Annotated in this window: 23 protein-coding genes; 12 read left to right on the top strand and 11 right to left on the bottom strand. The window is 55.7% G+C overall.

Annotated elements, in window-relative coordinates:
* Window positions 1-47: 47 nt before the first annotated feature.
* The 4 genes from GC165_08410 to GC165_08395 all read right to left on the bottom strand — a co-directional run bounded on the left by GC165_08410 (window position 48) and on the right by GC165_08395 (window position 2723).
* Window positions 48-275, bottom strand: coding sequence for a hypothetical protein (locus tag GC165_08410; GenBank protein ID MBI1332888.1), 228 nt, complete (start codon window positions 273-275; stop codon window positions 48-50).
* Window positions 276-279: 4 nt separating this feature from the next.
* Window positions 280-1059, bottom strand: a complete 780-nt coding sequence (locus GC165_08405; GenBank protein MBI1332887.1) for a FliA/WhiG family RNA polymerase sigma factor — start codon at window positions 1057-1059, stop codon at window positions 280-282.
* Between the two features lie 427 nt (window positions 1060-1486).
* Entirely contained in the window at window positions 1487-2122 is a 636-nt protein-coding gene (locus tag GC165_08400) for a hypothetical protein (GenBank protein MBI1332886.1), read from the bottom strand.
* 112 nt (window positions 2123-2234) lie between these two features.
* On the bottom strand, window positions 2235-2723 hold the full coding sequence (locus tag GC165_08395; protein MBI1332885.1) for a hypothetical protein: 489 nt from the start codon (window positions 2721-2723) through the stop codon (window positions 2235-2237).
* A gap of 104 nt (window positions 2724-2827) precedes the next feature.
* Here GC165_08395 and GC165_08390 point away from each other — a divergent pair, with 104 nt between their 5' ends.
* Genes GC165_08390 through GC165_08375 form a run of 4 tightly spaced genes read left to right on the top strand, consistent with a single transcriptional unit; the run spans window position 2828 to window position 6111 of the window.
* A complete protein-coding gene (locus GC165_08390) occupies window positions 2828-3271 on the top strand; it encodes a hypothetical protein (protein MBI1332884.1) in 444 nt (147 codons plus the stop codon).
* Window positions 3268-3819: a hypothetical protein gene (locus tag GC165_08385; GenBank protein ID MBI1332883.1), complete on the top strand. Its 552-nt coding sequence runs from the start codon at window positions 3268-3270 to the stop codon at window positions 3817-3819. The genes GC165_08390 and GC165_08385 overlap by 4 nt, the downstream gene beginning before the upstream one ends.
* Window positions 3816-5660: a hypothetical protein gene (locus GC165_08380; protein ID MBI1332882.1), complete on the top strand. Its 1845-nt coding sequence runs from the start codon at window positions 3816-3818 to the stop codon at window positions 5658-5660. Before GC165_08385 ends, GC165_08380 begins: the two co-directional genes overlap by 4 nt.
* The gene (locus GC165_08375; protein MBI1332881.1) at window positions 5650-6111 is read left to right on the top strand and encodes a hypothetical protein; all 462 of its coding nucleotides are present in this window, start codon (window positions 5650-5652) and stop codon (window positions 6109-6111) included. The genes GC165_08380 and GC165_08375 overlap by 11 nt, the downstream gene beginning before the upstream one ends.
* A gap of 37 nt (window positions 6112-6148) precedes the next feature.
* On the opposite strand, the gene GC165_08370 is transcribed toward GC165_08375, so the two are convergent.
* Both GC165_08370 and GC165_08365 read right to left on the bottom strand, forming a co-directional pair.
* The gene (locus GC165_08370) at window positions 6149-7414 is read right to left on the bottom strand and encodes a PQQ-binding-like beta-propeller repeat protein (GenBank protein ID MBI1332880.1); all 1266 of its coding nucleotides are present in this window, start codon (window positions 7412-7414) and stop codon (window positions 6149-6151) included.
* Window positions 7415-7582: 168 nt separating this feature from the next.
* Window positions 7583-7834 (bottom strand): hypothetical protein, encoded by a 252-nt coding sequence (locus GC165_08365; protein ID MBI1332879.1) that lies wholly within the window; start codon window positions 7832-7834, stop codon window positions 7583-7585.
* A 44-nt stretch (window positions 7835-7878) separates the two neighbouring features.
* Here GC165_08365 and GC165_08360 point away from each other — a divergent pair, with 44 nt between their 5' ends.
* Window positions 7879-8100 (top strand): (4Fe-4S)-binding protein, encoded by a 222-nt coding sequence (locus GC165_08360; protein MBI1332878.1) that lies wholly within the window; start codon window positions 7879-7881, stop codon window positions 8098-8100.
* 131 nt (window positions 8101-8231) lie between these two features.
* The gene (locus GC165_08355; protein MBI1332877.1) at window positions 8232-8714 is read left to right on the top strand and encodes a hypothetical protein; all 483 of its coding nucleotides are present in this window, start codon (window positions 8232-8234) and stop codon (window positions 8712-8714) included.
* Here the strand turns inward: GC165_08355 and GC165_08350 are convergent.
* Window positions 8683-9054 carry a hypothetical protein gene (locus GC165_08350; protein ID MBI1332876.1) on the bottom strand — a complete coding sequence of 124 codons (372 nt, stop codon included), beginning with the start codon at window positions 9052-9054 and terminating at the stop codon, window positions 8683-8685. The two genes, GC165_08355 and GC165_08350, sit on opposite strands and share 32 nt — an antisense overlap.
* 95 nt (window positions 9055-9149) lie before the next feature.
* Here GC165_08350 and GC165_08345 point away from each other — a divergent pair, with 95 nt between their 5' ends.
* Window positions 9150-9557 carry a hypothetical protein gene (locus GC165_08345; protein ID MBI1332875.1) on the top strand — a complete coding sequence of 136 codons (408 nt, stop codon included), beginning with the start codon at window positions 9150-9152 and terminating at the stop codon, window positions 9555-9557.
* A gap of 5 nt (window positions 9558-9562) precedes the next feature.
* Here GC165_08345 and GC165_08340 read toward each other — a convergent pair whose 3' ends face one another.
* Both GC165_08340 and GC165_08335 read right to left on the bottom strand, forming a co-directional pair.
* Complete coding sequence (locus tag GC165_08340) at window positions 9563-9988, bottom strand: hypothetical protein (GenBank protein ID MBI1332874.1); 426 nt, start codon at window positions 9986-9988, stop codon at window positions 9563-9565.
* Between the two features lie 67 nt (window positions 9989-10055).
* Complete coding sequence (locus GC165_08335) at window positions 10056-10295, bottom strand: hypothetical protein (GenBank protein MBI1332873.1); 240 nt, start codon at window positions 10293-10295, stop codon at window positions 10056-10058.
* Window positions 10296-10459: 164 nt separating this feature from the next.
* On the opposite strand from GC165_08335, the gene GC165_08330 reads away from it, so the two are divergent.
* Entirely contained in the window at window positions 10460-11188 is a 729-nt protein-coding gene (locus GC165_08330; GenBank protein MBI1332872.1) for a hypothetical protein, read from the top strand.
* A gap of 147 nt (window positions 11189-11335) precedes the next feature.
* Window positions 11336-11857, top strand: coding sequence for a hypothetical protein (locus tag GC165_08325; protein MBI1332871.1), 522 nt, complete (start codon window positions 11336-11338; stop codon window positions 11855-11857).
* A gap of 194 nt (window positions 11858-12051) precedes the next feature.
* Here GC165_08325 and GC165_08320 read toward each other — a convergent pair whose 3' ends face one another.
* Together GC165_08320 and nrdR are read right to left on the bottom strand one after the other, a co-directional pair.
* Complete coding sequence (locus GC165_08320; protein ID MBI1332870.1) at window positions 12052-15969, bottom strand: adenosylcobalamin-dependent ribonucleoside-diphosphate reductase; 3918 nt, start codon at window positions 15967-15969, stop codon at window positions 12052-12054.
* A 21-nt stretch (window positions 15970-15990) separates the two neighbouring features.
* Window positions 15991-16488 carry a transcriptional repressor NrdR gene (gene nrdR / locus GC165_08315; protein ID MBI1332869.1) on the bottom strand — a complete coding sequence of 166 codons (498 nt, stop codon included), beginning with the start codon at window positions 16486-16488 and terminating at the stop codon, window positions 15991-15993.
* A 202-nt stretch (window positions 16489-16690) separates the two neighbouring features.
* On the opposite strand from nrdR, the gene GC165_08310 reads away from it, so the two are divergent.
* The 3 genes from GC165_08310 (at window position 16691) to GC165_08300 (ending at window position 20832) form a co-directional block, all read left to right on the top strand.
* Window positions 16691-17728, top strand: coding sequence for a 3-deoxy-7-phosphoheptulonate synthase (locus GC165_08310; protein ID MBI1332868.1), 1038 nt, complete (start codon window positions 16691-16693; stop codon window positions 17726-17728).
* Window positions 17729-17776: 48 nt separating this feature from the next.
* Window positions 17777-19921, top strand: coding sequence for a hypothetical protein (locus GC165_08305; GenBank protein ID MBI1332867.1), 2145 nt, complete (start codon window positions 17777-17779; stop codon window positions 19919-19921).
* 80 nt (window positions 19922-20001) lie between these two features.
* Window positions 20002-20832 carry a pirin family protein gene (locus GC165_08300; protein MBI1332866.1) on the top strand — a complete coding sequence of 277 codons (831 nt, stop codon included), beginning with the start codon at window positions 20002-20004 and terminating at the stop codon, window positions 20830-20832.
* The last annotated feature ends 29 nt before the right edge of the window (window positions 20833-20861 follow it).

The raw sequence follows: 20861 nt of genomic DNA, 5'->3' as shown, positions 1-20861 counted from the left end.
GTTAGATAGAACAAGGAGGATACAGGATTCGTGCCAAAGAAGGGACCTTATGCCGACAAATCGAGATGTTCGTCGGATTCAGGTTGAATTTGGTGAACGCGAGGTTTGGCTTCCTCGGTGCCATCTTCATGAAGTTCGAGGGCGTCATCCTTGGGATGATGCTCCTGATGGTGATCGTCTTTCTTCGGTTGACGGTGGGCGGCTTCGTTTATGCGTCGGCCATAGCTTCCAAAAGAAGCTCCATAGCTGGCGTTAACGCGTTCGACTTCGCCCACGGCATCACCGAATGTGAATCCCGCCTTCTCCCCGCATGTGGTTGCGGAGGCGATTCATGGCTTGGGTGTGGAGCTGATACACTCGGCTCTCGCTAACGCCCAAGACGCGTCCGATTTCTTTGAAAGTCAGACCTTCGAAGTAGTAAAGCGCAATAACGAGCCGCTCTCGCTCTGGGAGATTGTCGACGCCAGAAGTGAGGATTCGTCGAATCTCTTTGCCTTCGACTTCGCCCGACGTGTTGCTGTCATCGTCGGCTAAAAGTTCGAGGAACGAGACATGCTCTTCGCCGTCGCTGGTTCCGAGAATGTCGTCAAGGCTGTAGATGTTGGTGCGACCCATGCGAACCATCAGTTCGCTGACCTCTTCCTTCGAAACCTGCATCGTCTCGGCGATTTCGTGGTCGGTGGCGGGTCGGCCAAGCTCGGTTTCGAGCGACATCATGGTGCGATCAAGCGCCTTCAGCTTCTCGCGGATCGAGCGGGGCACCCAGTCCTCGTCGCGAAGCATTTCGAGGATTGCGCCGCGGATAAGGGCGATCGCATACGTCTCAAACTTAACATCTCGAGTGGGATCGAATTGATCGACCGCTTTGATGAGACCGATGACGCCAGAGCCGACGAGGTCTTCCCTGTCCAAGCCACCAGGCAGACTGGTCACGAGACGACCGGCTGTGATCTTTACGAGATACGAAAAATGGTTGATGATTTCGGCGCGGGCATCGGGGTCCTTAAAGACCTTGAAGTCCTTCCACGCTTTCTGAAGCTGGTCTGCGCTGAGTGGCATTTTTTTAATCCTGGTTCAATTCTTAAGCAGCGTCAGCTTTGTCTCCCTCATTCGATGGTTCCCTGATCTCCGACTGCACCAACTGTAGTTGTACCGGATTTCCACCGAGAGCTTGCAAAATTGCTCCCAAGCACCACCCAATGATCAAGGCTATAAAGCCGCGTTGTAGACACAGGGCTGGTTCGACATTGCCAAAAATCCCGGCTGCGAGCGCCACTAGGCCGGCGACACATCCAATCAGTTTTGGCATTCAAGACCACTCCATGAGACTACACGCTCACTGTAATATTGACCAGGTTTCCACATTCTCTTTAGGGCAAACCTGGCATTAATGTCAGGTTTTGTAGGGAAAAAAGCTGAAGTAATGACTGAAATTCACTTCCCTACCGACTATTGTCGGCGTTTAGGCCAACCTTTTGAGAGCTAGTTAATGAGCTTGTTCTGAGTTGACCGCGACATGTATGTGGATATTGTCGTAATCGATCTTCTCGTTTCCAGCCGATGACTGCACGCCGTCTTGCCGGAATCCGACCAGGAACTGCATCGATGAACCATGGCCGAAGTCGGGATGGCCAAGGTGGAGAGGCGGTTTTTCGCCGTAGTTGGGAAGCTGCGTAAAGTCCTTGTCGCGGAAGGTGCGAGTCACGGTTTGCCAGGCATTCTCGTGGTGCTGCGCCGCCTTTACTTCCCCATAGTAAGTCTTGCCATTCTGCAGGATAAGGATGATCGCCGGGCGGTGAGAGTTCTCGACTCGGATGTCGGTGGTGAAGTCGATCGAATCGATATGAGCGTCGGATGGGAGTGTGAAGCCCCACGGGTCGCCCATGCCGCCAAGGAGATTGACCTTGCTCTTGGTCCAAACGCCTTTCATGGTCCAGAAGCTGCCGGGGTTGCCTGAGGCAGTCGGGCCCGATTTGCCCGCGTACTCGACCCGATCGGGATCGTCCGCCAAGCTGCTGAGCAGCATCATGTAGGTGGGAGCATCGCACGTGGACGAAAAGTCGTAATCGAGGGCCGTCGATCGCGTGTGAGCCAATGCCAAGCTAGCCAGCAGGATTCCCATGAGACACCTTGATTTTCTGGACGATTTCGGGAATCCATTGTTCCCAGAATGGCTTCGGTATCTCTCTTTATTTGCCCTAACAACTAGTCTATGAGAATCCCATAGTTTGTATTTATGATCCTGGCTCGGCGGCCACTTCGAGAATCTGTATATCCTTTCGAACGATAAGCAGCGGGACGATGCCCACTACGCCAAACGAGCAGTCGATAAGTCGCCACGTAACCGGGATTCCTCGTATAGGTCCCGCGATGAGGGCCAAAAACGGAACCGCGAGGCATGCGATGATCCCCCAATCGATAATCCATTTGTTTCGGACAGGGTCTTTAAGCGGTCCAAAGAACGCTGTCGCGATGACCAAATGCCCGAAAGCCAGCCAATCCGTTCCGTACGCGATGAACGGATATTTGACGTCGTTTTCGTGTAGGGCAGCTTGAACAGTGCGCAGCCAGATGGCCGTGCCGGTGTCGCCCTGCCCGAAATTTCGAACGAGGACGTCCAGCTCCCACGTGAGGGGGAACGCCGTGATTCCCGAGAGGGCGAGCCCAATAATGAAGCCAACGACGAGGAGGCGAATTCGTTTCAAACGGGCTTCTGGCGACATCGTCTTTCAGTATATCGGTTCAAGATTCGAGCCTAAACCTCGCACTTTCACCGGGTGGGACCCAGCAAAAGTGTGGGATCAAGTCCGTTGGGGAAAAGTTGGTCATGGGGAAGTCGGGCTTTACGCTCATCGAGACGTTGTTCTCAATCATGTTTGTCGGCTGCGCGGCAGCGATCGCGGTCGTATCCATGCCCGCCAGCACCGCCAGCAAAACTAAAGCCAAGTATTACAACTTTGCCGTCAACTATGCGACGCGGCAGATCGAAGAACTCCAGTACCGTGGCTTTGCCAAACTCAACGCCGACGACCTAAAGACCGCAGGGCTGATCGACAGTAAGACGCCTGTTGCCGGCACCGATACGTACCCCTGTACCAACGTTTCGTTTGGCGCAAACGAATTGATTTCGAGCAAACTGCCGAACGGCAAAGCCACTGTTCGAATCCAGGACGTGACTATGGATAGCAAGCGTGTCACGGTCCATGTGGAGTGGCTAGAACGATCCCAAACGCGGTCGTTCGATCTGGGAACCGTGGTGGCCGATCTATGAGGCGGCGTCGCGGCATTTCGCTCATCGAGGCTCTCGTGGCGGCGTCAATCTCGGTCGGGGCCATCGCAGTCGCGACCTTCATCTATTTTTCGGGCATGGGTTCCTGGGCCAAGGGGCGAGGCGACATGGACGCCATGGCCTCGAGCCAGGTGGCCGTTGCCAAGATTTCTAAAGATCTCCAGGAGGCCATTTCTGTAAAGGTCGCCAAAGATGGGATGTCGGTCAGCTACCAGATGCCGAAAAAAGACCTTAGCGGAAGCTATGTCAGCCCGGCCGTTTCAGACAATATTAACCGCTCGTACATTATCAGTGGCGGCGAGCTGGACAACGTCGTGGGCGGAGTCCCACGACCCATCGCCACCAACGTAGTACTCGCTGATCCACTGACCAAGCAAGCCTTCCTTCCCTTTCGTGGCGATGGCACGGTCTTGACTCGCCGAGTTGAGATCACGCTGGCCACCCAAAAGGACGGCCAAGTCAATAACAAGCGCTCGTCCTGTGTTTCCGAGACCGTCTATCTGCGCAACATCCCGAGGAAGAAACAATGAGAACGCGATGCGGAAGCGCCTACATTATCACGATGGCTCTGGCGTCGCTCATTGCGATCGCCGCTCTGAGCTACGTCGATGCCTCGACCAAGGAACTGCGGGACGCGCGACGGCGCGGACAGGACAACGCGATGTCGCACCTTTGCGATGCTGGCGCACAGGATTGCCTCAAAGGCTTTTGGAAGACTTTTAAGACGACTCAGTCGTTTAGCAACCTAGACACCGTGTGCGGGTCAGCCTCGGCCGTCGTGCCAAAAGGTGCCGTTTCAGATGCGATCGACGGCGTTGGACGCTACACCGCCGCGATCATCCATTGCGCTCAGCCAGGAACCGACACTTATACTCGCGATGTAACGGTTCGCACGCTCGGGTGGCTCGATACGAATTCGAATGGTGTGTTGGACAGCGACGAGCCCGTAAAGGTCGTTGACGTAAAAGTTGAATTCAAGCTGATGCGCAGTTCAGTTTTCGACTACGTGAAGTTCACCAACAACTACGGCTACGCCACCGGATTTTCGCCTCAGACACTGATCATCAACGGCGACATCAAGTCGAATGGTGACCATACGATGCTGAGCGGCACGTTTACCAACAATGGCTCGCTGGTGGCATGTCCGAACGCTAAGCTCGACTCGGGAGTCACAGGGCTCATTTCGGGAATCCCCGTCAAATGGTCCTCGACGACCTACGAAACGAACCAGGCCAACAAGAAAGCAACCGCCGACAACGAGGCGCGATGGCGTCAGGCTTATGATCCGCTCAAGCACGGTACGCGCAACAGTCCGCAGTATCAGCTTTGGAAGGACATCATCTTCGACTCCGACGCCAGCGTCGTTTCTGGTGAAGTTGACGGGGCAGTCCTAAAGGATAAGAATGGCTCGAAGGCTTGGAGCCTGGAGAAAATCGGCGATCCGCTGTCGACGACTTTGTTGGATGCCGAGTCGGCCCAGGAGACGGTCATGCCCGACCTCAGCGATATTTCGTCGTATCAAACGCTGAGTTCCACCTACAAGGACGACAAGGCAAGTTATCTGGACGGGACCGCCAATCCGAACTACAACCAGGGAGCCTACATCGACGTTTGGAATTCGACCACGAACGCCTATCAAAGGATCACGACCAACGGGAACGTAGTCGGCTCGGCTATCATGGTCGGAACTTCTGCGCACCCGATCAAGATTCATGGTCCCGTGACGATCAGCCAGGATGCGGTTATCAAAGGCTACGTTTCGGGCCAAGGCACGATCTATACCGGGCGGAATGTCCATGTGGTCGGATCGCTCCGCTATACCACGCCGCCGGACTTTCGCGGGACGTCTCCGACCGATATCGACGACCAGAACGAGCAGGCGGATGTATTGGGTCTTGCCGCACGAGGTTCGGTGATCTTCGGTGATCCCTCTCAGTTCAACGCTAACACGCTAAAGTACATGACGCCACCATTTACAAAGCCGCGGCTTGACGACAACGGCAATACGATTCCAGCCTACGATGCCACGTCGGTCGATTACACCGGCACGATGCGGTACAAGAGCGTGCTGGGCGATGCCGCGCTCAAGAAGGTCGCGGAGGATGTCAACCAAGTTGACGCCATCGTATATACAAACAACCTGAGTGGCGGCGAGTTGGGCAAGGGCGGAAACGGCGTCATCCTGAACGGATCGGTTATCTGCAAAGACAGCGCTCACTCGCACTTTAGTGGCCCGTCGTACCGCAACTACGATCCGAGGATTAAAGAGCGGTCATCCACGCAGAAGCCGCTGATCGATATCGTGCTGCCGCGAAGCCCGGCGTTGGTCTTCGGAACTTGGCAAAGCAAAGGGGTGAAGTATGCGCTTTAGAATTCTATTTCTCGTCGCTTTTTGCGCCGGTTCGGCCCTTGGTTTTGGGCAGGATATCAACCGAGCCAAAGAATGGCATCTGAAGCGACCTGAGCAAACGCAGGCGCAGGTAACCCAAGAGATGAAGTTCAACGGAGCCGTGGCACCGGTCGGTGATGACCCCTCGGTTTTGGACGAGAATGGCGATCCAGTTGCTTCATCCGGCGACAAGTCGGGTGGCGCGATGCAAATGGACAATGGCGCAACAAAAGCGGTCGGCGATCAGTCTGAGCGGCTCGTGAAAGACGAGTTCGGGGTAGCCGGAACGGCAGTCGTCGCACCAGAGAAGCATGGTCCTAGCGTCGTGCTGGTGGGCGGCATCTTCCTGCTTGTCGGCCTGTTGATTGCGGCGGGAATTCGGTTCTTTCTGCAACGAATGCCTTTGCCTCCTGGGATGAACCAGACGCGGTAGATTCCTTCGGACAGTTGTCCGAAGGAATCTTGGCCACCTACTTGATGTCGTAGATGTTGCCAGCCGTCGTGACGTAGAAGGCTCGCCCCGTAGCACCAGAAGTAGCATCGGTCTTGCCGATCGCAACCGAGGGATACACGTTCACACCACTGCTGAAATGGTGGAGAACCGAACCGCTGGTTGAAACGTGGTACACGCCGTCCGAGTCAGTGCCGACGAAGATCGTGCCGTCGTTCGCAACCGCTGGCGACGACTTGATTGGCGATCCGAGGTTGAGACTCCACTGGTAAGTTCCACCGGTCGAGATACAGTACAGATACCCATCATCAGACCCAACGTAGATGTTTGAGCCGCTCTTCGAGACCGCGGGCGACGAATCAACATTTCCCCCCGTCTGGTAGCTCCAACTGAGCGACTGGGTAGTGACATCGATGGCGTAGATATAGTCGTCTCGCGAACCAAAGAAAATCTTTCCTCCGTAGATGCACGGCGTCGAACGGATTGCATCGCCGGTTTGATAGCGGAAGCAAAGATCACCTTTCGACCAGAGCGAGCCGTTGTCCTTTCGCCGAATGGCATACATGTACCCGTCGTCCGATCCAACGTAGACGTTAACACTGTCAAAGGTCGGCGAGGATTCTACGACTCCACCCGTTGTGTAGCTCCATTCGAAGGAAAGGCCATCACCATTGGTCGGGGTTTGGGCGCGCAGGCTATAAATCTTGTAGTCGTCGCAACCAAAGTAAATGTAGCCATCATTGGGACCCCCCGGGGCCGAGGCCGGCGATTCGTCTCCACACGGCGAAGACCGAATTGCCCCACCGGTCTGATAGGCTGCTTTGACCGAACCCTGATTCGTGGAATTGGGGTCGTTACTGATCCGATAAAAATAATTGTCGTCCGACCCGACAAAAACATCGTCTAGGTCGAGGAGATTGCCAATCCACGGCGTACCGTAAATGGCACCCCCAGTCGTGTAGGTCCAGCTTTGGGTGCCACCGCCGGAGATCGGCAGACAGCAGACATCACCCGACGTGTTGCAAACCACGAGTGCACCGCGATACCCATAGCTGAAATTTGCCGATGGACCCGACGTCAGCACAGGTGACCCATAAGTCGTACCAATGCTGCCAATTGAGCTGGTGTTGTAGCTCGCAAGCGTATTTGCGCCGATACCGTTTCGCTCGGCAAAGGCGTGGAAGGCCCGCCAAGGGGTCACGTTTCCGGGAAGAAACCGCATAGCGGCAACGCTCATGCCGGTGATTGCTACAGCCGAAATTGAAATAAGAGTGAGTTTCTTCATGAGAATCAACCTGGCACCTCGCAAATTTGCTTAGTACCTAAATCATGGTACAAGAGAATCTCAAGTCTTATCCCACGTTAATGAAAATTATCAAAACACTGGGACCTTCCGTTCCAAAGTAAACGGAATGAGTGGCCCGAGATAACGGACCAGGGTACTCGTGGTCCCTTACTGAGATTCTTCGGATTCCCGCTTCTCGCGAGCCAAAGTGCGGAGGGTGCGTACGCCATAGCCAACGCAAGCCAGACAGAGGACCAGCGACACGACTAAGCCGATAAACTTCTCTGACCCGCCAAGCCCGCCAAACAGCGAGCCCCCGCCACCACAAAGCCCGAAGAGAACTCCCAGCACAATGACGAAATTGGCGGTGACGCTGCGACCGACACGGTCGCTGGTGTAGGGGTTCTTCGTGCTGGACATACTTTTCTATCATTATGGCTTCCGCCATCGGCCAAAATTCCTTCATGGATCGCCACGTTGAGCGGGATTACGAGTCGGATGATCTGACAGTGCATTGGCGTAGCGCCAAGTGTGTGCATTGCGGAAACTGCGTGCGTGGACTATCCACGGTGTTCGATCTGCAACGCCATCCGTGGATCGACATGGAAGGGGCGACGTCGGATGAGATCGTTGCCCAGATTGAGAAGTGCCCGTCCGGGGCGCTGTCGTTTACTCGGAAGCGCTAGCGTCTTCCGAGTTCCTTCCGACGAGGAAGCGGATCGTCTTCGTCGAATGGATCACTTCGGTTTGATATTTGTTACCTAGCGCTAGATTCGTTCGTAATCGTATCTGTTTCTTCGTACAATAAACTCAACTCATGAAGCGCACGAAGCTCACACCCATGCAGGTTCTTGTCGGCATCGTCATCCTCACGCTGGTGTTGGCGGGATGGAAGTCGCTGACTCCCGCGCCAAAATCCTACAGCTTTGTAACGGTCGACCACCCGGTGGACATGTGGCAGGATGGCAAGGACAAGTGGGCGTATTATTCGATGGGGCCGGGGGAAACCAAGGACTTGGCGGCCAAGGTGCGAGCGGAGTTGGGTCCGGAAGGATTTGTCGAAGACCCCTCGGCCAAGCCCTGGTACGAGTTCAATAAGGGGAATGTGTCGGTCGTGGTGTGCAACCACCATGAGTTCGGAGTCAACCGAACTTTGGGTGGGTCCAAACTGATGAAGCCAAAGCCGAGCACTACCGGGCCTTCACCAGGGCCCTGGTCGTGTATTCTAGTCAAGAATGGCCCGGGTACGGATACGTCGATTAACTGGTTTAAGGTGAAGAAAGTTTTGCACGGTTGGTAGCGCGGCGTGCCTTCCATTGCCGACATCGGGCGACGAACATGCAGAGGAGCCCGACGAAGAAAGGCGGTCCAACAATCATGAAGTGTTGGACGGATTTAACCCAGGAGTATGCTTCCGCTTCGGCGGGATAAGGTCCGGTGTAGGCGACTCCTGGCCGCGAGAGAAGCGTATAGAAAATCGCGAGGACCACGAGAGCAAGACCGAACTCGTACAAAAGGATTCGATGCGGTCGCTTGGTGCGGGTGAATCGCCAACCGACCCGCTTACCATTTCGCTCGTAGCCGATCCAAACGCCCTGGGCGGTTGGTGGAGGCTCGACGGACAACGGTTGATTGGCCATAGCTTTACGGCATTATAAGGCAATACTTAAATCAATGTTACTAACGGCATTGAAGAGGCGTGCCTCGGCTACTGCTGGTAAAACATTCGACGACTATGACAGGGACCTTACTCATCCGAATTCTATCGACTTGTAGCAGCTATAAGGACGAAGTCGCCTATGAAGCCAAAGGCTTGTCGGATGCAGACACGATTCAGGCGTGGATCGGTCCCGTCGATACATTTATGATTCACACGCATGCATTTGATCGCGACATACGGGTTTTTCGGGTCGATACAATCGATCAGATGGTCGAAAGAATGGATGCTAGCGATGCAAGGCATTATGGCGACATCACGGTGCAAAGATTCTTATTGACCTTTTCGAACGTAAATGATCCACAAGAAGCCGCCCAACAGTTTGCAACAACTAGCTTTGAGCCGACCCTCCATATTGAAAACGGAGCATTCGCTTTCTGGCATTATGGCGACATCCAATATCGTGCGGTGTCTTCGCCAATGTGAATTGGCTATTTGCGCTCGGATGGGTGGGGCGAGAGCAACAACGTTAGCCCCAGAATTCCCGTGACTGAAGAGGCGATCAATGTGAGACCCATGTGCAGGGTTTCGATGGCCAAGAGCGTTCGATGAGCGTCGTTGCCGGGACCGAAATAATCGCCCATCATGAGCGGAGTCAGGCACATAAAGTTGGCAATGGACGTAAGGAGCAAAGCCAATCCTGGCCCGGTCCGGTCCAATTCGAACTTTCGCGAGCTCACCAGCACCCAGGCCGCTGTCGCGATCTTTGCGCCATCGAGAATGAACACGTAAATCGTGCCATAAGTGAGCGACGAGATCGAAAGAACGGTGGTGTCGATCAGCAACTCGGCCGCCAAGAACACTCCGATCAAGGTGAATATAACCGTACTCTCCGTCAGATCGGCGTAGGGTTTCATATTCGTTCTGAACAATTTATGGAAGAAGTTTGAGCCCGAGTAAGGATTGAATATGCCGACAACGTTCTTAGACGTTTTCGTTAGCGGGCTTCGTCGTCTTCGGGCCGTCGGGCCAAAGCAAGACGTACTCAAAAAGTACATGCAGAGCTAAGAGGCTAACGCAAATAGTCCCAGCGACCAAACCTTGAGCCATAGGACTTCCGATTTTGAACAGCGGAATCAGCATCATCGGCAAGAGCCACGCCTCCGTGAGGGAGCACGCCATGCTCTTGAAAAACCTCGAGGCCCGGGACTGCTTCTGTTTCATTCGCTATTGTCAATTATAGGACTTGCGACAACCGATTTCTGGTCACGGATCAAGTTCATACAGAGACTTCTCAATCAGGCGGGCCTGACTCGTTCGCAACCTCAAGCGTGAGAAGCAAAACGGCTAAAGACACAGGGCCAATCCTTCTCGTGTAATCTGAATCCGTGCAGTACGCGGTCACGCGAGATGGGGAGAAGATCGAGGCGGTGAAGGATGTGGAAGCCTTCTGCCCCATTTGCCTTGAGCCCGTGCTCGCCCGTTGCGGACGGATCAAGATTCACCATTGGGCGCATGTGGCGGACTTGGACTGCGACTCCTGGACGGAGCCGGAGACGGAGTGGCACCGAGCGTGGAAGACGATCTTCGACCCATGCTTTGTGGAGGTGCCGATGGGGCCGCATCGGGCCGATATCCAAAATGAAAGCGGATTGGTCGTCGAACTCCAAAATTCCAGCATTTCACCGGCCGAAATCCTGGAACGGGAACGATTTTACGGCAACATGGTTTGGGTCGTCAATGCGGAGCTGTTTGCCGATCGACTATTCCTCATGAAGCGGATGGCGCCCCAGATATTTGCGTTCAAGTGGAAGCACATGCGTCCTTCGTGGCGGTACGCACGAAAACCAGTCTTCTTAGACCTCGGACGCTTTTCGGTCAAAGACCTTTTGGGAGTCGAAGTCAAAGGTCCATCGGCGTTTGCCTATGGCGTTCAGAAGAATCTGTCCCGGTACGACGGCACCAATGGTTCGCACATCAACCATACGCTGGTGGGCATTCCCGAGGAGGTTCGAAATCACAGTGTGCTGAGGATCAATACGATATACGAAAGTGGTCGAGGGAGCGTCGAGGTTCTCGATATGTCTGAGCTTCGGACGCGGCTAGGCGCAAATTAGGACATTTCAGATCATGCGATTTGGCCCATTGCACGCAAAGATGGAAAAGAACTCCACCGAAAGCAAAGACTCGGATGCATCTATACGTGCCACCCGAGGCTTACGTGATTGGATCGTCAGGCATTGGAAGAGAGGTAAAACCTATCGATGGGCCAGGGGCCGATCAAGTACAAGACTCGAAAAGTCTACAACCGACCTGATGACAGCCACTACCTAACCTTTTCGACTCTCGATCGAAGACCCTACCTATTGGATAATCGGATTTGTCGGCTCTTTGCAGGAACGGTCGCTCGCGAGATTCGAACCTACAACTATGCCATCTTGGCGTACGCGCTGATGCCCGACCATGTGCACTTGTTGGTGCATCCTTTGGAAGACGAATACGACATCTCTGAGTTCTTGAAGTCCATTAAGCAAGGTGTCTCGGCCAAGGCTCGAAACAATGGCTGGATCGACACCTATCTTTGGGAGACTGGAGGAGGCTATGACAGAAATGTCTCAAGAGACCGAACGCGCCGGTTTGTGGTCAACTATATCCATCAAAATCCGGTTCAGGCAGAATTAGTCGAGGAAGCATTGGACTATCGGTGGTCGTCCGCGAATTGGTGCGAAACAGGCAAGGTTGGTGCGATTCCTTGTATTCACTTATCGGATTTGGAAGCTTTCTGAGGTTTGAGATGTTTGTGGGTGGCATGGACAGAGGTAGTAGAGTCTTTGTCTTCAAAAAGTGAGAGACACCTCTGTCCATGTTGGACAATTGCACGCATAGATGGAAAGGAACTCCACTGAAAGCAAAGACTCGGATGCATCTATACGTGCCACCCGAGTCTTTCCTCTAAACCAGTGTTCGCGAACTCTGAATACTAGCTACAGCCGCTGGTTTCTCCGCAACTCTGGCACTTCAGGCACACGCCGTTCCTCACCAGCGTGAACGCGCCGCAGTTACCGCAGGGGTCGCCTTCGTAGCCTTGCAGGCGGGCCATTCGGATCTTCTCGGAGACTTCGGAAAGTTTAGGTGTTGCTTTCGCAACCTCACCCCTCCGTCCTGCGACTATGCCGCCGGACACCTCCCCATTAGGGGAGGGGCTAGATACAGCCGGAGCTTCGCCCGCGAGATAAGCCTTCTTCACGATTGTGGGGGCATTGTCGGACACCTCGAACAGGCCGACGCCGTTCGCACCGTGGCCACTGACCATTCGCTCTTCGAACTTCGGCTCGGTTCCCTGCTGGTTGCGGGTGAGCGATTCGGTCGGTGAGCCCAGGGCCTCTGGGTTGCCGTCAAAAGGGAGCGGGCTCTGGTCGCGGTTGGCGAGGTAGCCACGCGAGGAGTGGTCGGAGGCCGCGAATCCCGGCGGGATTTCGGAGTCCTCCAGTTCAGCGATTTCCTCTTCATCGTCGTAGTCCGGGTAGTCGGTCGGCTGGCCAACGGTGTCGTTGCGCAGGTCTTCCGGCTTCACCTGGACCAGCTCGTTGCGGCCGAGGTACGACATCGCGAGTTCGCGGAAGATGTAGTCGATGACCGAGGTGGACATCTTGATGTTGTCGTGGCCGCTGACCATGCCGTTCGGCTCGAAGCGGGTGAAGACGAACGCCTCGACGAACTCTTCGAGCGGGACGCCGTACTGCAGGCCGAGCGAGACGGCGATGGCGAAGCAGTTCATCAACGACCGGAAGGCGGCTCCTTCCCGGTGCATGTCGACAAAGATTTCGCCCAGGGTCCCGTCTTCGAATTCACCAGTTCGCAGATAGACCTTGTGACCGCCAACTCGGGCCTTTTGGGTGTAGCCTCGGCGTCGGCCAGGCATCAGGCGTCGCTTGCTGATGTAGCGGTAGACCAGTTTCGTGGCGATCTTTTCGATTTGTTCGTGTTGGGAGAGGTCCTGACCGATGAGATCGGTTCCCCTCATCCGGTTCGCAAGCTCACCGGCTTCTCCATCCGGAGAAGCATCCTTCGTCGGTCCGCTAGCCGAGGCACCCACCAGTTCGCGATGCTCACCGATTTGGTCCCCATCCAGGGTTGCTTCCAGAATTGCGGCGGCGGAGTCGCTGGTCGACGAGTTCAGCGGTTGGCTGAGCTTCGAGCCGTCTCGGTACAGCGCGTTGGCTTTGAGGCCGAGCTTCCACGAAAGCCAGTAAGCGTCATGCACGTCCTGCACTCGCGCTTCGGCCGGAAGGTTAATCGTCTTGGAGATCGCACCCGAGAGGAACGGCTGGGCCGCCGCCATCATGCGGATGTGTCCTTCGGCGGAGATGAACCGCTTGCCTTTCTTGCCGCACTTGTTGGCGCAGTCAAAGATTGGCAGGTGCTCTTCCTTAAGGTGCGGAGCGCCTTCGATCGTCATCGAGCCGCACACGTACTCGTTGGCGGCTTCAATCTGGTCACGAGTGAAGCCAAGATAGGCGAGCATGTCGAACGTCCAATCGTTCAGATCCTCTTCGGAGATTCCGAGCGTTTTGGTACAGAATTCTTCACCAAGATTGAACTTATTGAAAACGAACTTGAGTTCGAAAGCCGACTCCAGCCCCTTCTCCAACTGAGTCAGGACCTCGTCGGTAAAGCCCTTTGCCTTCAGCGTTTCGTGGTTGATCGACGGCGCGTTTTTCAGCGTTTTGTAGCCGGTAGCGTAGCCGACGATGTCTTCGATCTGCTCTTGCGAGTAGCCGAGCTTCTTCAGCGCTGGCGGAATGCTCTGGTTGATGATCTTGAAGTAGCCACCGCCGGAGAGCTTCTTGAACTTCACCAAGGCGAAGTCGGGCTCGATGCCGGTAGTGTCGCAGTCCATGATGAGGCCGATGGTGCCGGTGGGGGCAAGGACGGTCACCTGAGCGTTGCGGAAACCGTTTCGTTCGCCGATCTCGACGGCACGGTCCCACGCCTTGTGAGCCGCCTTCAGCAACAGCGACGGGCAGACCTGCTGGTCGATGCCGACAGGCAGGATCGAAAGCTCTTCGTACTCTTCGGTCGGTGCGTCGTAGGCGGCGCGTCGGTGGTTGCGGATGACGCGGAGCATGTGGTCCCGGTTCGGGTGGAACTTGGGGAACGGGCCGTGCTGTTTGGCCATCTCGGCGCTGGTAGCGTAGCTTTCGCCGCCGAGGATAGAGGTCAGCGCGCCAGCGATGGCAAAGCCGTCCTTGCTGTCGTAGGGGATGCCCATCTGCATGAGCAATGCGCCAAGGTTTGCATAGCCGAGGCCGAGGGTGCGGAAGTCGTAGCTGAGCTGGGCGATCTCCTTGCTGGGGAACTGGGCCATCAGCACCGAGATTTCCAGGACCACAGTCCAGACGTTGATGGCATGGACATAGCCTTCGACGTCGAAAATTCCGGTCTCGCGATCGTACAGCGTGGCGAGGTTGATCGATGCCAGGTTGCACGCGGTGTCGTCCAGGAACATGTATTCCGAGCACGGATTGCTGGCGTTGATGCGCCCGTGGGCTGGGCAGGTGTGCCACTCGTTGATGGTGCTGTCGTACTGGAGTCCGGGGTCGGCGCAGTTCCATGCGGCCTCGCAGAGGTCCTCCCACAGGTCCTTGGCCGATAGGGTCTTGGCGACCTTCTTGGTGGTCCGGGTGGTGAGGTTCCAGTCGGAATCGGCCTCGACGGCTTGGAAGAATTCGTTGGAAACGCGGATCGAATTGTTAGAGTTCTGACCCGAAACCGTCATATATGCTTCGGATTCGTAACCGGTGTCGTAGGTCGGGAACTCGATGCTGGTGTAGCCTTGCTCGGCAAACTGGATGGCGCGCTGGATGTAGTTCGTCGGGATTTCGTCGAGCTTGGCTTCGGCGACAGCCGTCCAGAGGGCGGAGTTGGTTCGCGGATTGGCGTTGACGACGCCGTCCACATAACACGCCTTCATGATGGCGTTGATGTGCCGCTGGTTGAGCTTGGAGCCAGTCACGAGAGAGGCGACTTTCTGTTCCTCCTTGACCTTCCAGTGGATGAACTCTTCGATATCCGGGTGGTCGATGTCAAGACAAACCATCTTGGCCGCACGGCGAGTGGTGCCGCCGGACTTGATGGCGCCCGCCGATCGGTCGCCAACGCGAAGGAAGCTCATGAGACCGCTGGATTTGCCGCCGCCGCTGAGCTTTTCGTTCTCGCCGCGAATCTGAGAGAAGTTGGTGCCGACGCCGGAACCGTACTTGAAGATGCGGGCCTCGCGGGTCCACAGGTCCATGATGCCGCCTTCGTTGACCAGGTCGTCTCGCACACTTAGGATGAAGCACGCGTGGGGTTGCGGGCGCTCGTAGGCGTTCTTGGAAAGCGAAAGCTGGGTCGTCTTGGGGTCCACATAGTAGTGGCCCTGCGGGGTCCCGGTGATGCCGTAGGCGAAGTGCAGGCCGGTGTTGAACCACTGCGGCGAGTTGGGCGCGGCGATCTGCCGGGCCAGCATGTGCACAAGCTCGTCATAGAACGCTTGGGCATCCTCTTTGGAGTCGAAGTAGCCATACTCCTCGCCCCAGTGCCGCCAGCAGCCGGCGAGGCGGTGGAAGACCTGGCGCGAGTCGGTCTCGCGAGCCTCGGCCGGGTTGATGGACGACTCGTTCATCGGACTGTATTCGACGCCATATACCTTCCCTGGTGTCAGTCCGGCTTTACGAAAATACTTCTGGGCGAGGATGTCGGTGGCGACTTGGCTCCACGGCGACGGGACCATGACGTTCTCCATAAGGAAAACGGTTGAACCGTCCGGGTTGCGGATTTCGCTCTTGCGCGGCTCGAAGTCGATACCGGCGTATGGGTCCTTACCAGATTGCGTAAAGTAGCGTCGAATTTTCATGATTTCTCTTCCTGAGTTCTCCTATGATATAAGTTCTTTTTGAAGGTGTTTGAACGGCGAGAGCGCCTCTTCGGTCTGCACTCGCTCGATCATTTCGGCGAAGTCGGCAACGGTTTCGAATTCTCGATAGACCGATGCGAACCGGACGTAGGCAACCGTGTCGATCGTCGCGAGTTCGCGCATGACACACGACCCGATTTCCTTCGTACTGACCTCGTCCTCGAATTTGCGATAGAGTTCGTCTTCGATGCGGATGGCCGCCTGTCGCATTGTCTCAACTGAGACCGGGCGCTTGCCGCAGGCGAGTCGCATGGAATCGAACACTTTTTCGCGGTTGAAATCGCACCGACTGCCGTCGCGTTTGATGACGAACAGGCGAGCCCTCTCGAACCGCTCCCAGGTGGTGAAGCGCTTGGCGCAACCGGCACATTCCCTTCTACGCCGGATCGACTCGCCATCGGCTCCCGGACGAGAATCCAGGACCTTCAAATCATCGTTTCCGCAAAAAGGGCAGTGCATGGGGGCAACTCTTCAACCACTAGATATAGGGGCCCTACCATTATGTCACCACTACCCCTAGATGGGAAGAGTTTTTTTCGCCAACGTTTTGTCACATTTTTTGCGCATCGTTTTCCCCACGTTATTCGTCTCGTTTTGCTTCGGCCCGAATCTTGAACTAGATATACTAGGGAGGCGAACAAAGACGTCCGCCGACACCCCTATGCGACCTACGGACGACTTACGAATAACTGACGCGAGACCCATGATCCCGCCGGCGATCCTGCACGAAGAACTGCCGGTCTCCGACGAGGTTTCCGAAACGGTGGATAAGGCGCGCCAGTCGATCGTCGAGGTTTTGCACGGTGGGGATAACCGATTGGTGGTGGTCGTCGGTCCGTGTAGCGTCCACGACCCAGCGAGCGTTTTCGAGTATGCGTCGCGCCTGGCACCGGTTGCCGAAAAGCTTTCGGACAAGTTGGTCATGGTCGTTCGCGCCTACTTTGAGAAGCCGCGAACGACGGTTGGCTGGAAGGGCTATATCAACGACCCCGACCTGAACGAGTCGTACCATATTAATAAGGGCCTGCGAGCGGCGCGAAAGCTCCTGCTCGACATCAACGAGATGGGCCTGCCGACCGGCTCCGAGTTCCTCGACCTTCAGATTCCTCAGCACGTCGCCGACATCACCGCGTGGGTGGCCATCGGTGCGCGAACCACAGAGAGCCAAGTCCATCGTGAACTCGCCAGCGGCGTGTCGATGCCGGTCGGATTCAAAAACACCACCGAGGGCAACGTCCAGCGTGCGGTCGAGGCGGTCATGGCGGCGAAGCAGTCGCATTGGTTCCCTTCGATCACCAAGCAGGGCGTGTCGTCGCTGTTTCAAACGCGCGGCAATGAAGATTGCCATGTGATCCTGCGCGGCGGAACCCAAACCGGGCCGAACTTCTCGAAGGAGCATGTGCAGAACGCGGTGAAGCTTCTGAACAAGCACGACCTTCCGGCGAAGGTTATGATCGACGCGAGCCACGGAAACAGCAACAAGGACCACCGTAACCAGGGCAAGGTCGTGGAGAGCATCTGCGAGCAACTGGCGTCGCCGGACCATGGGATCATGGGCGTGATGATCGAGAGCCACCTCGTCGAAGGACGGCAGGACATCTCGGACCACATGATCTATGGGCAGAGCGTGACGGACGCCTGTACCTCGTTTGAGGATACGGTCGCGTTGCTGGAGAAGCTGGCTTCGGCGGTTCGGTAGCTTTCTCAAATCACCTGCACGTCGCTCTCACGTTATAATGCGGATAGCATGGCGGTGAGTCTTGTCGCGTTGGTGGGTTTTGCCCGGCTAGCTCTGGGCCAACAGGACTTAGCGCGCCAGATCACCCTCGATGCGCCGGTCTCTCGGGCTACTCTCGTCGTCGATAGACTCTCCGCGGTGACCGGCATTCCCATGAACGCAGTCGGGCCAGTTGGCGACGAGATACTTTTCGTCCATGCTGAGAGTCGCCCCATTCGAGAGATCATGGACAAGATCGCATCGGTGACGAAGGGCGAATGGCACGAAAGTCGCGATCACGCCTGGGCTCTTATTCGCACCAATGAGATGCGTAAGAAAGAAGAGGATCAAGAATTTGGGAAACTCACCCAAACCTACCGGCACCAACTAGACAGCGCGACTCGCGACTTCCCAGAGACCTATGACGCAAAGTTCGTTCGAAGCGGTGGCCGCGCCTATTTGCGATCGGTTGACTTGGGTCAGTCGACAGAGATGAGGTCGTGGAAGCCTCTTGAGCGGGCCCTTTCGCGCGGTCTCAGTCATCTCGACGCGGCCACTCTTGCCCAGCTACAACCGGACGAACGGATTGTCTTTTCTACTTGCCCGACGGCAAGCCAGCGAGGGCTGGATCCCATGATTGCCAGCAAGCTGGAGTCGGAAAACCGACTTTGGAAATCCGAATTAGCATCGATGCCGGTCGAGGGGCCAAACGGCAAATGCCTCAAAAACTTGCTGGATGAGACAACCCTGAGCTACCAATCCTACACTGAATCCGAAAGAGCAGACCCTGAACCCTATGTGGTCACCATGACGATCGTTTACAAGACCTACGGTGAGCGCTACGTGGATCTGAACGCCTACGATCGGGATGGGCACGATATTGGAAGCACTGGCCTCGAATTAAGTCTTGAAGACGATGACAGCGAGTTGGAGATTCCAAGCTGGAGCAAGAAGCTGGTTGTGCCTCCTCCGTCCGCCACTTTAGTTGCCTTTTGGGGAAGTGGACGATTCACCGACGATCCGAAGTGCCTGGATGACCTCGTGCATCGATCGTTCCTCCACGATGGACTTGCGCTGGGCAACCAGGAATTGCTTGCATCCCTGGGACAACAGCTTCACAAGAATATTGTTGCTTGCGTTCCAGACTGGGCCATGGTGACACAAAAGTCCAGTTACGGATTTAAGTCCTACTTGGATCCGGATGATATGACTTGGGCTCATTGCTCGTCTCAAGACTGGCTTGAATTGTATCCCTACAACTACACCGAGCATTGGCAATCGAAGTGCGACCGCAAGCTGATTGGGCCAGCCACGAGCACATTTGATATGCGCACCTATGTTGGGCTCACTTGTGGTCAGTTAGGTTACGATGCAGATGCTCTTTCCAAGACCATTGTCGACCGATTCTACGGATATTCCTCCACGGGAAGCCACTGCAAATTGCCCGAAGAGCCGTGCGTCCGGCACTTGTTCGCATCCCTGACGGAAGTGCAACTTTCCAAGTTGATGAATGGAGAGATCCTCTCCTACCGTTCCCTAACACCAGCCCAGTTGGAAATGGCCAAGAGATATCTTCTTTCGCCGCCCGATTGGAAGTCAGTTGGAGGATCTTCACCAGACCTCTGGTCAGAGGACGATCCCACATTTGAGTTGAAAAACGGAATCTACGGCGCACCTGGAATCGGCCTGATCACGAGCGATGACGTCGTCTGCGGAACGTGCGATCCGGCGAAGACGGATCGGGCCAAAATCGAAATCGGAGTCACCGATCGTCCTGAAGTCGTGGACCAACGCAACAGTTGTGTGCGGTCTGGTAGTGAGATTTATCGTAGCGACCTATTCCAAATCGGTCACCAGAGGCGATGGACGCTTCGGTTCTACTTTTCGCCGACCCACTGGTACGCAGCCGACTTTCTGGAACCGAGCCAATTTCCAGATTCGCGGTTATATGGGTATCGAGAACTTTCCCCAGCCACAAGAGAACTGATCGAGAGAAATGCGGGCCTCATTTCAGTCGATCAACTGAAGAAGTTCAAGGCCAGTTTCGAATCGATGCTTGCGAACATGAATAGTGCCAATATCGACCCCAAGGAAGCACAGGGTCCGGTGAATGCTCTAAATGACGCGCTCACTTTGGTGAACAAAGAATTATCCTTGGCCGACGGGGCGGGATAGCTACCTACGTTCCAGAGCCTTTTTCCAAGTTGTATGCGGCCATACATCTTGCTTAACGATCGTCAGCGTATATTCACCGTATGAGCCAACGCCGAGCCGCTATTCTCTTCTCTCCAACGTCCATCGATGAGGCCAAAGGGGTGACGATCAACCGAGTCATCGGTGGGGAGCGGATGGCGATTCTCGATCCCATCATGCTTCTCGATCATGCCAGCATCGGACCAGAGTCGGATGTCGTCGGCTTTCCTCGCCATCCCCACCGCGGCATCGAGACCGTCAGCTATGTGATCACAGGGGAGGTCGGTCACAAGGATAGTATTGGTAATGAGGGCATTGTCGGCCCGGGTGGCACCCAGTGGATGACGGCAGGCAACGGCATCTACCACGAAGAGATGATGAAGCCAGGGAACGAGGGTGCCGAAATGCTTCAGCTTTGGTTTAGTCTTCCTCGCGACCAGAAGCGCATTCCGCCCGCCTACCACGGCGGACCAGCCGCCTCGGTTCCCCAGATCGTTGAGGGCGGAAAAACGGTTCGAATCGTCGCCGGAAGCTATGCCAACACAAGCGGAATGTTTGACGGAATCGCGGCCAAGCCGACGATTTTGGACGTCCAGTTGGAGCCTAATACCGAGTTTGAAATTCCGACCGAGGTCAATGCAGCCACCCTTGCCTATGTCATCCGCGGTTCGGTCACGACGGACGGAAAGGCCGCATCGGCTCCGAAAGTCGTCGTGTTTAGCAGTGGCGAAAAGGTCGTGATCCAAGCCGGTCCGAACGGCGCGCGGCTCTTCTTTGTTTCGGCGGTGCCACTCGACGAGCCGATCCTGCAGTACCGCTCGTTCGTGATGAATTCCGTCGATGACATCGACGAAACGCTGGAAATGATCCACGCGGGCACGTTCGCTCGGTAAACAAAAAGGGACTTCATTTTCATGAAGTC

The organism is Armatimonadota bacterium, assembly GCA_016125185.1.
Lineage (GTDB): Bacteria > Armatimonadota > Fimbriimonadia > Fimbriimonadales > Fimbriimonadaceae > Fimbriimonas.
This window is presented reverse-complemented; position numbering and strand designations above follow the sequence as displayed.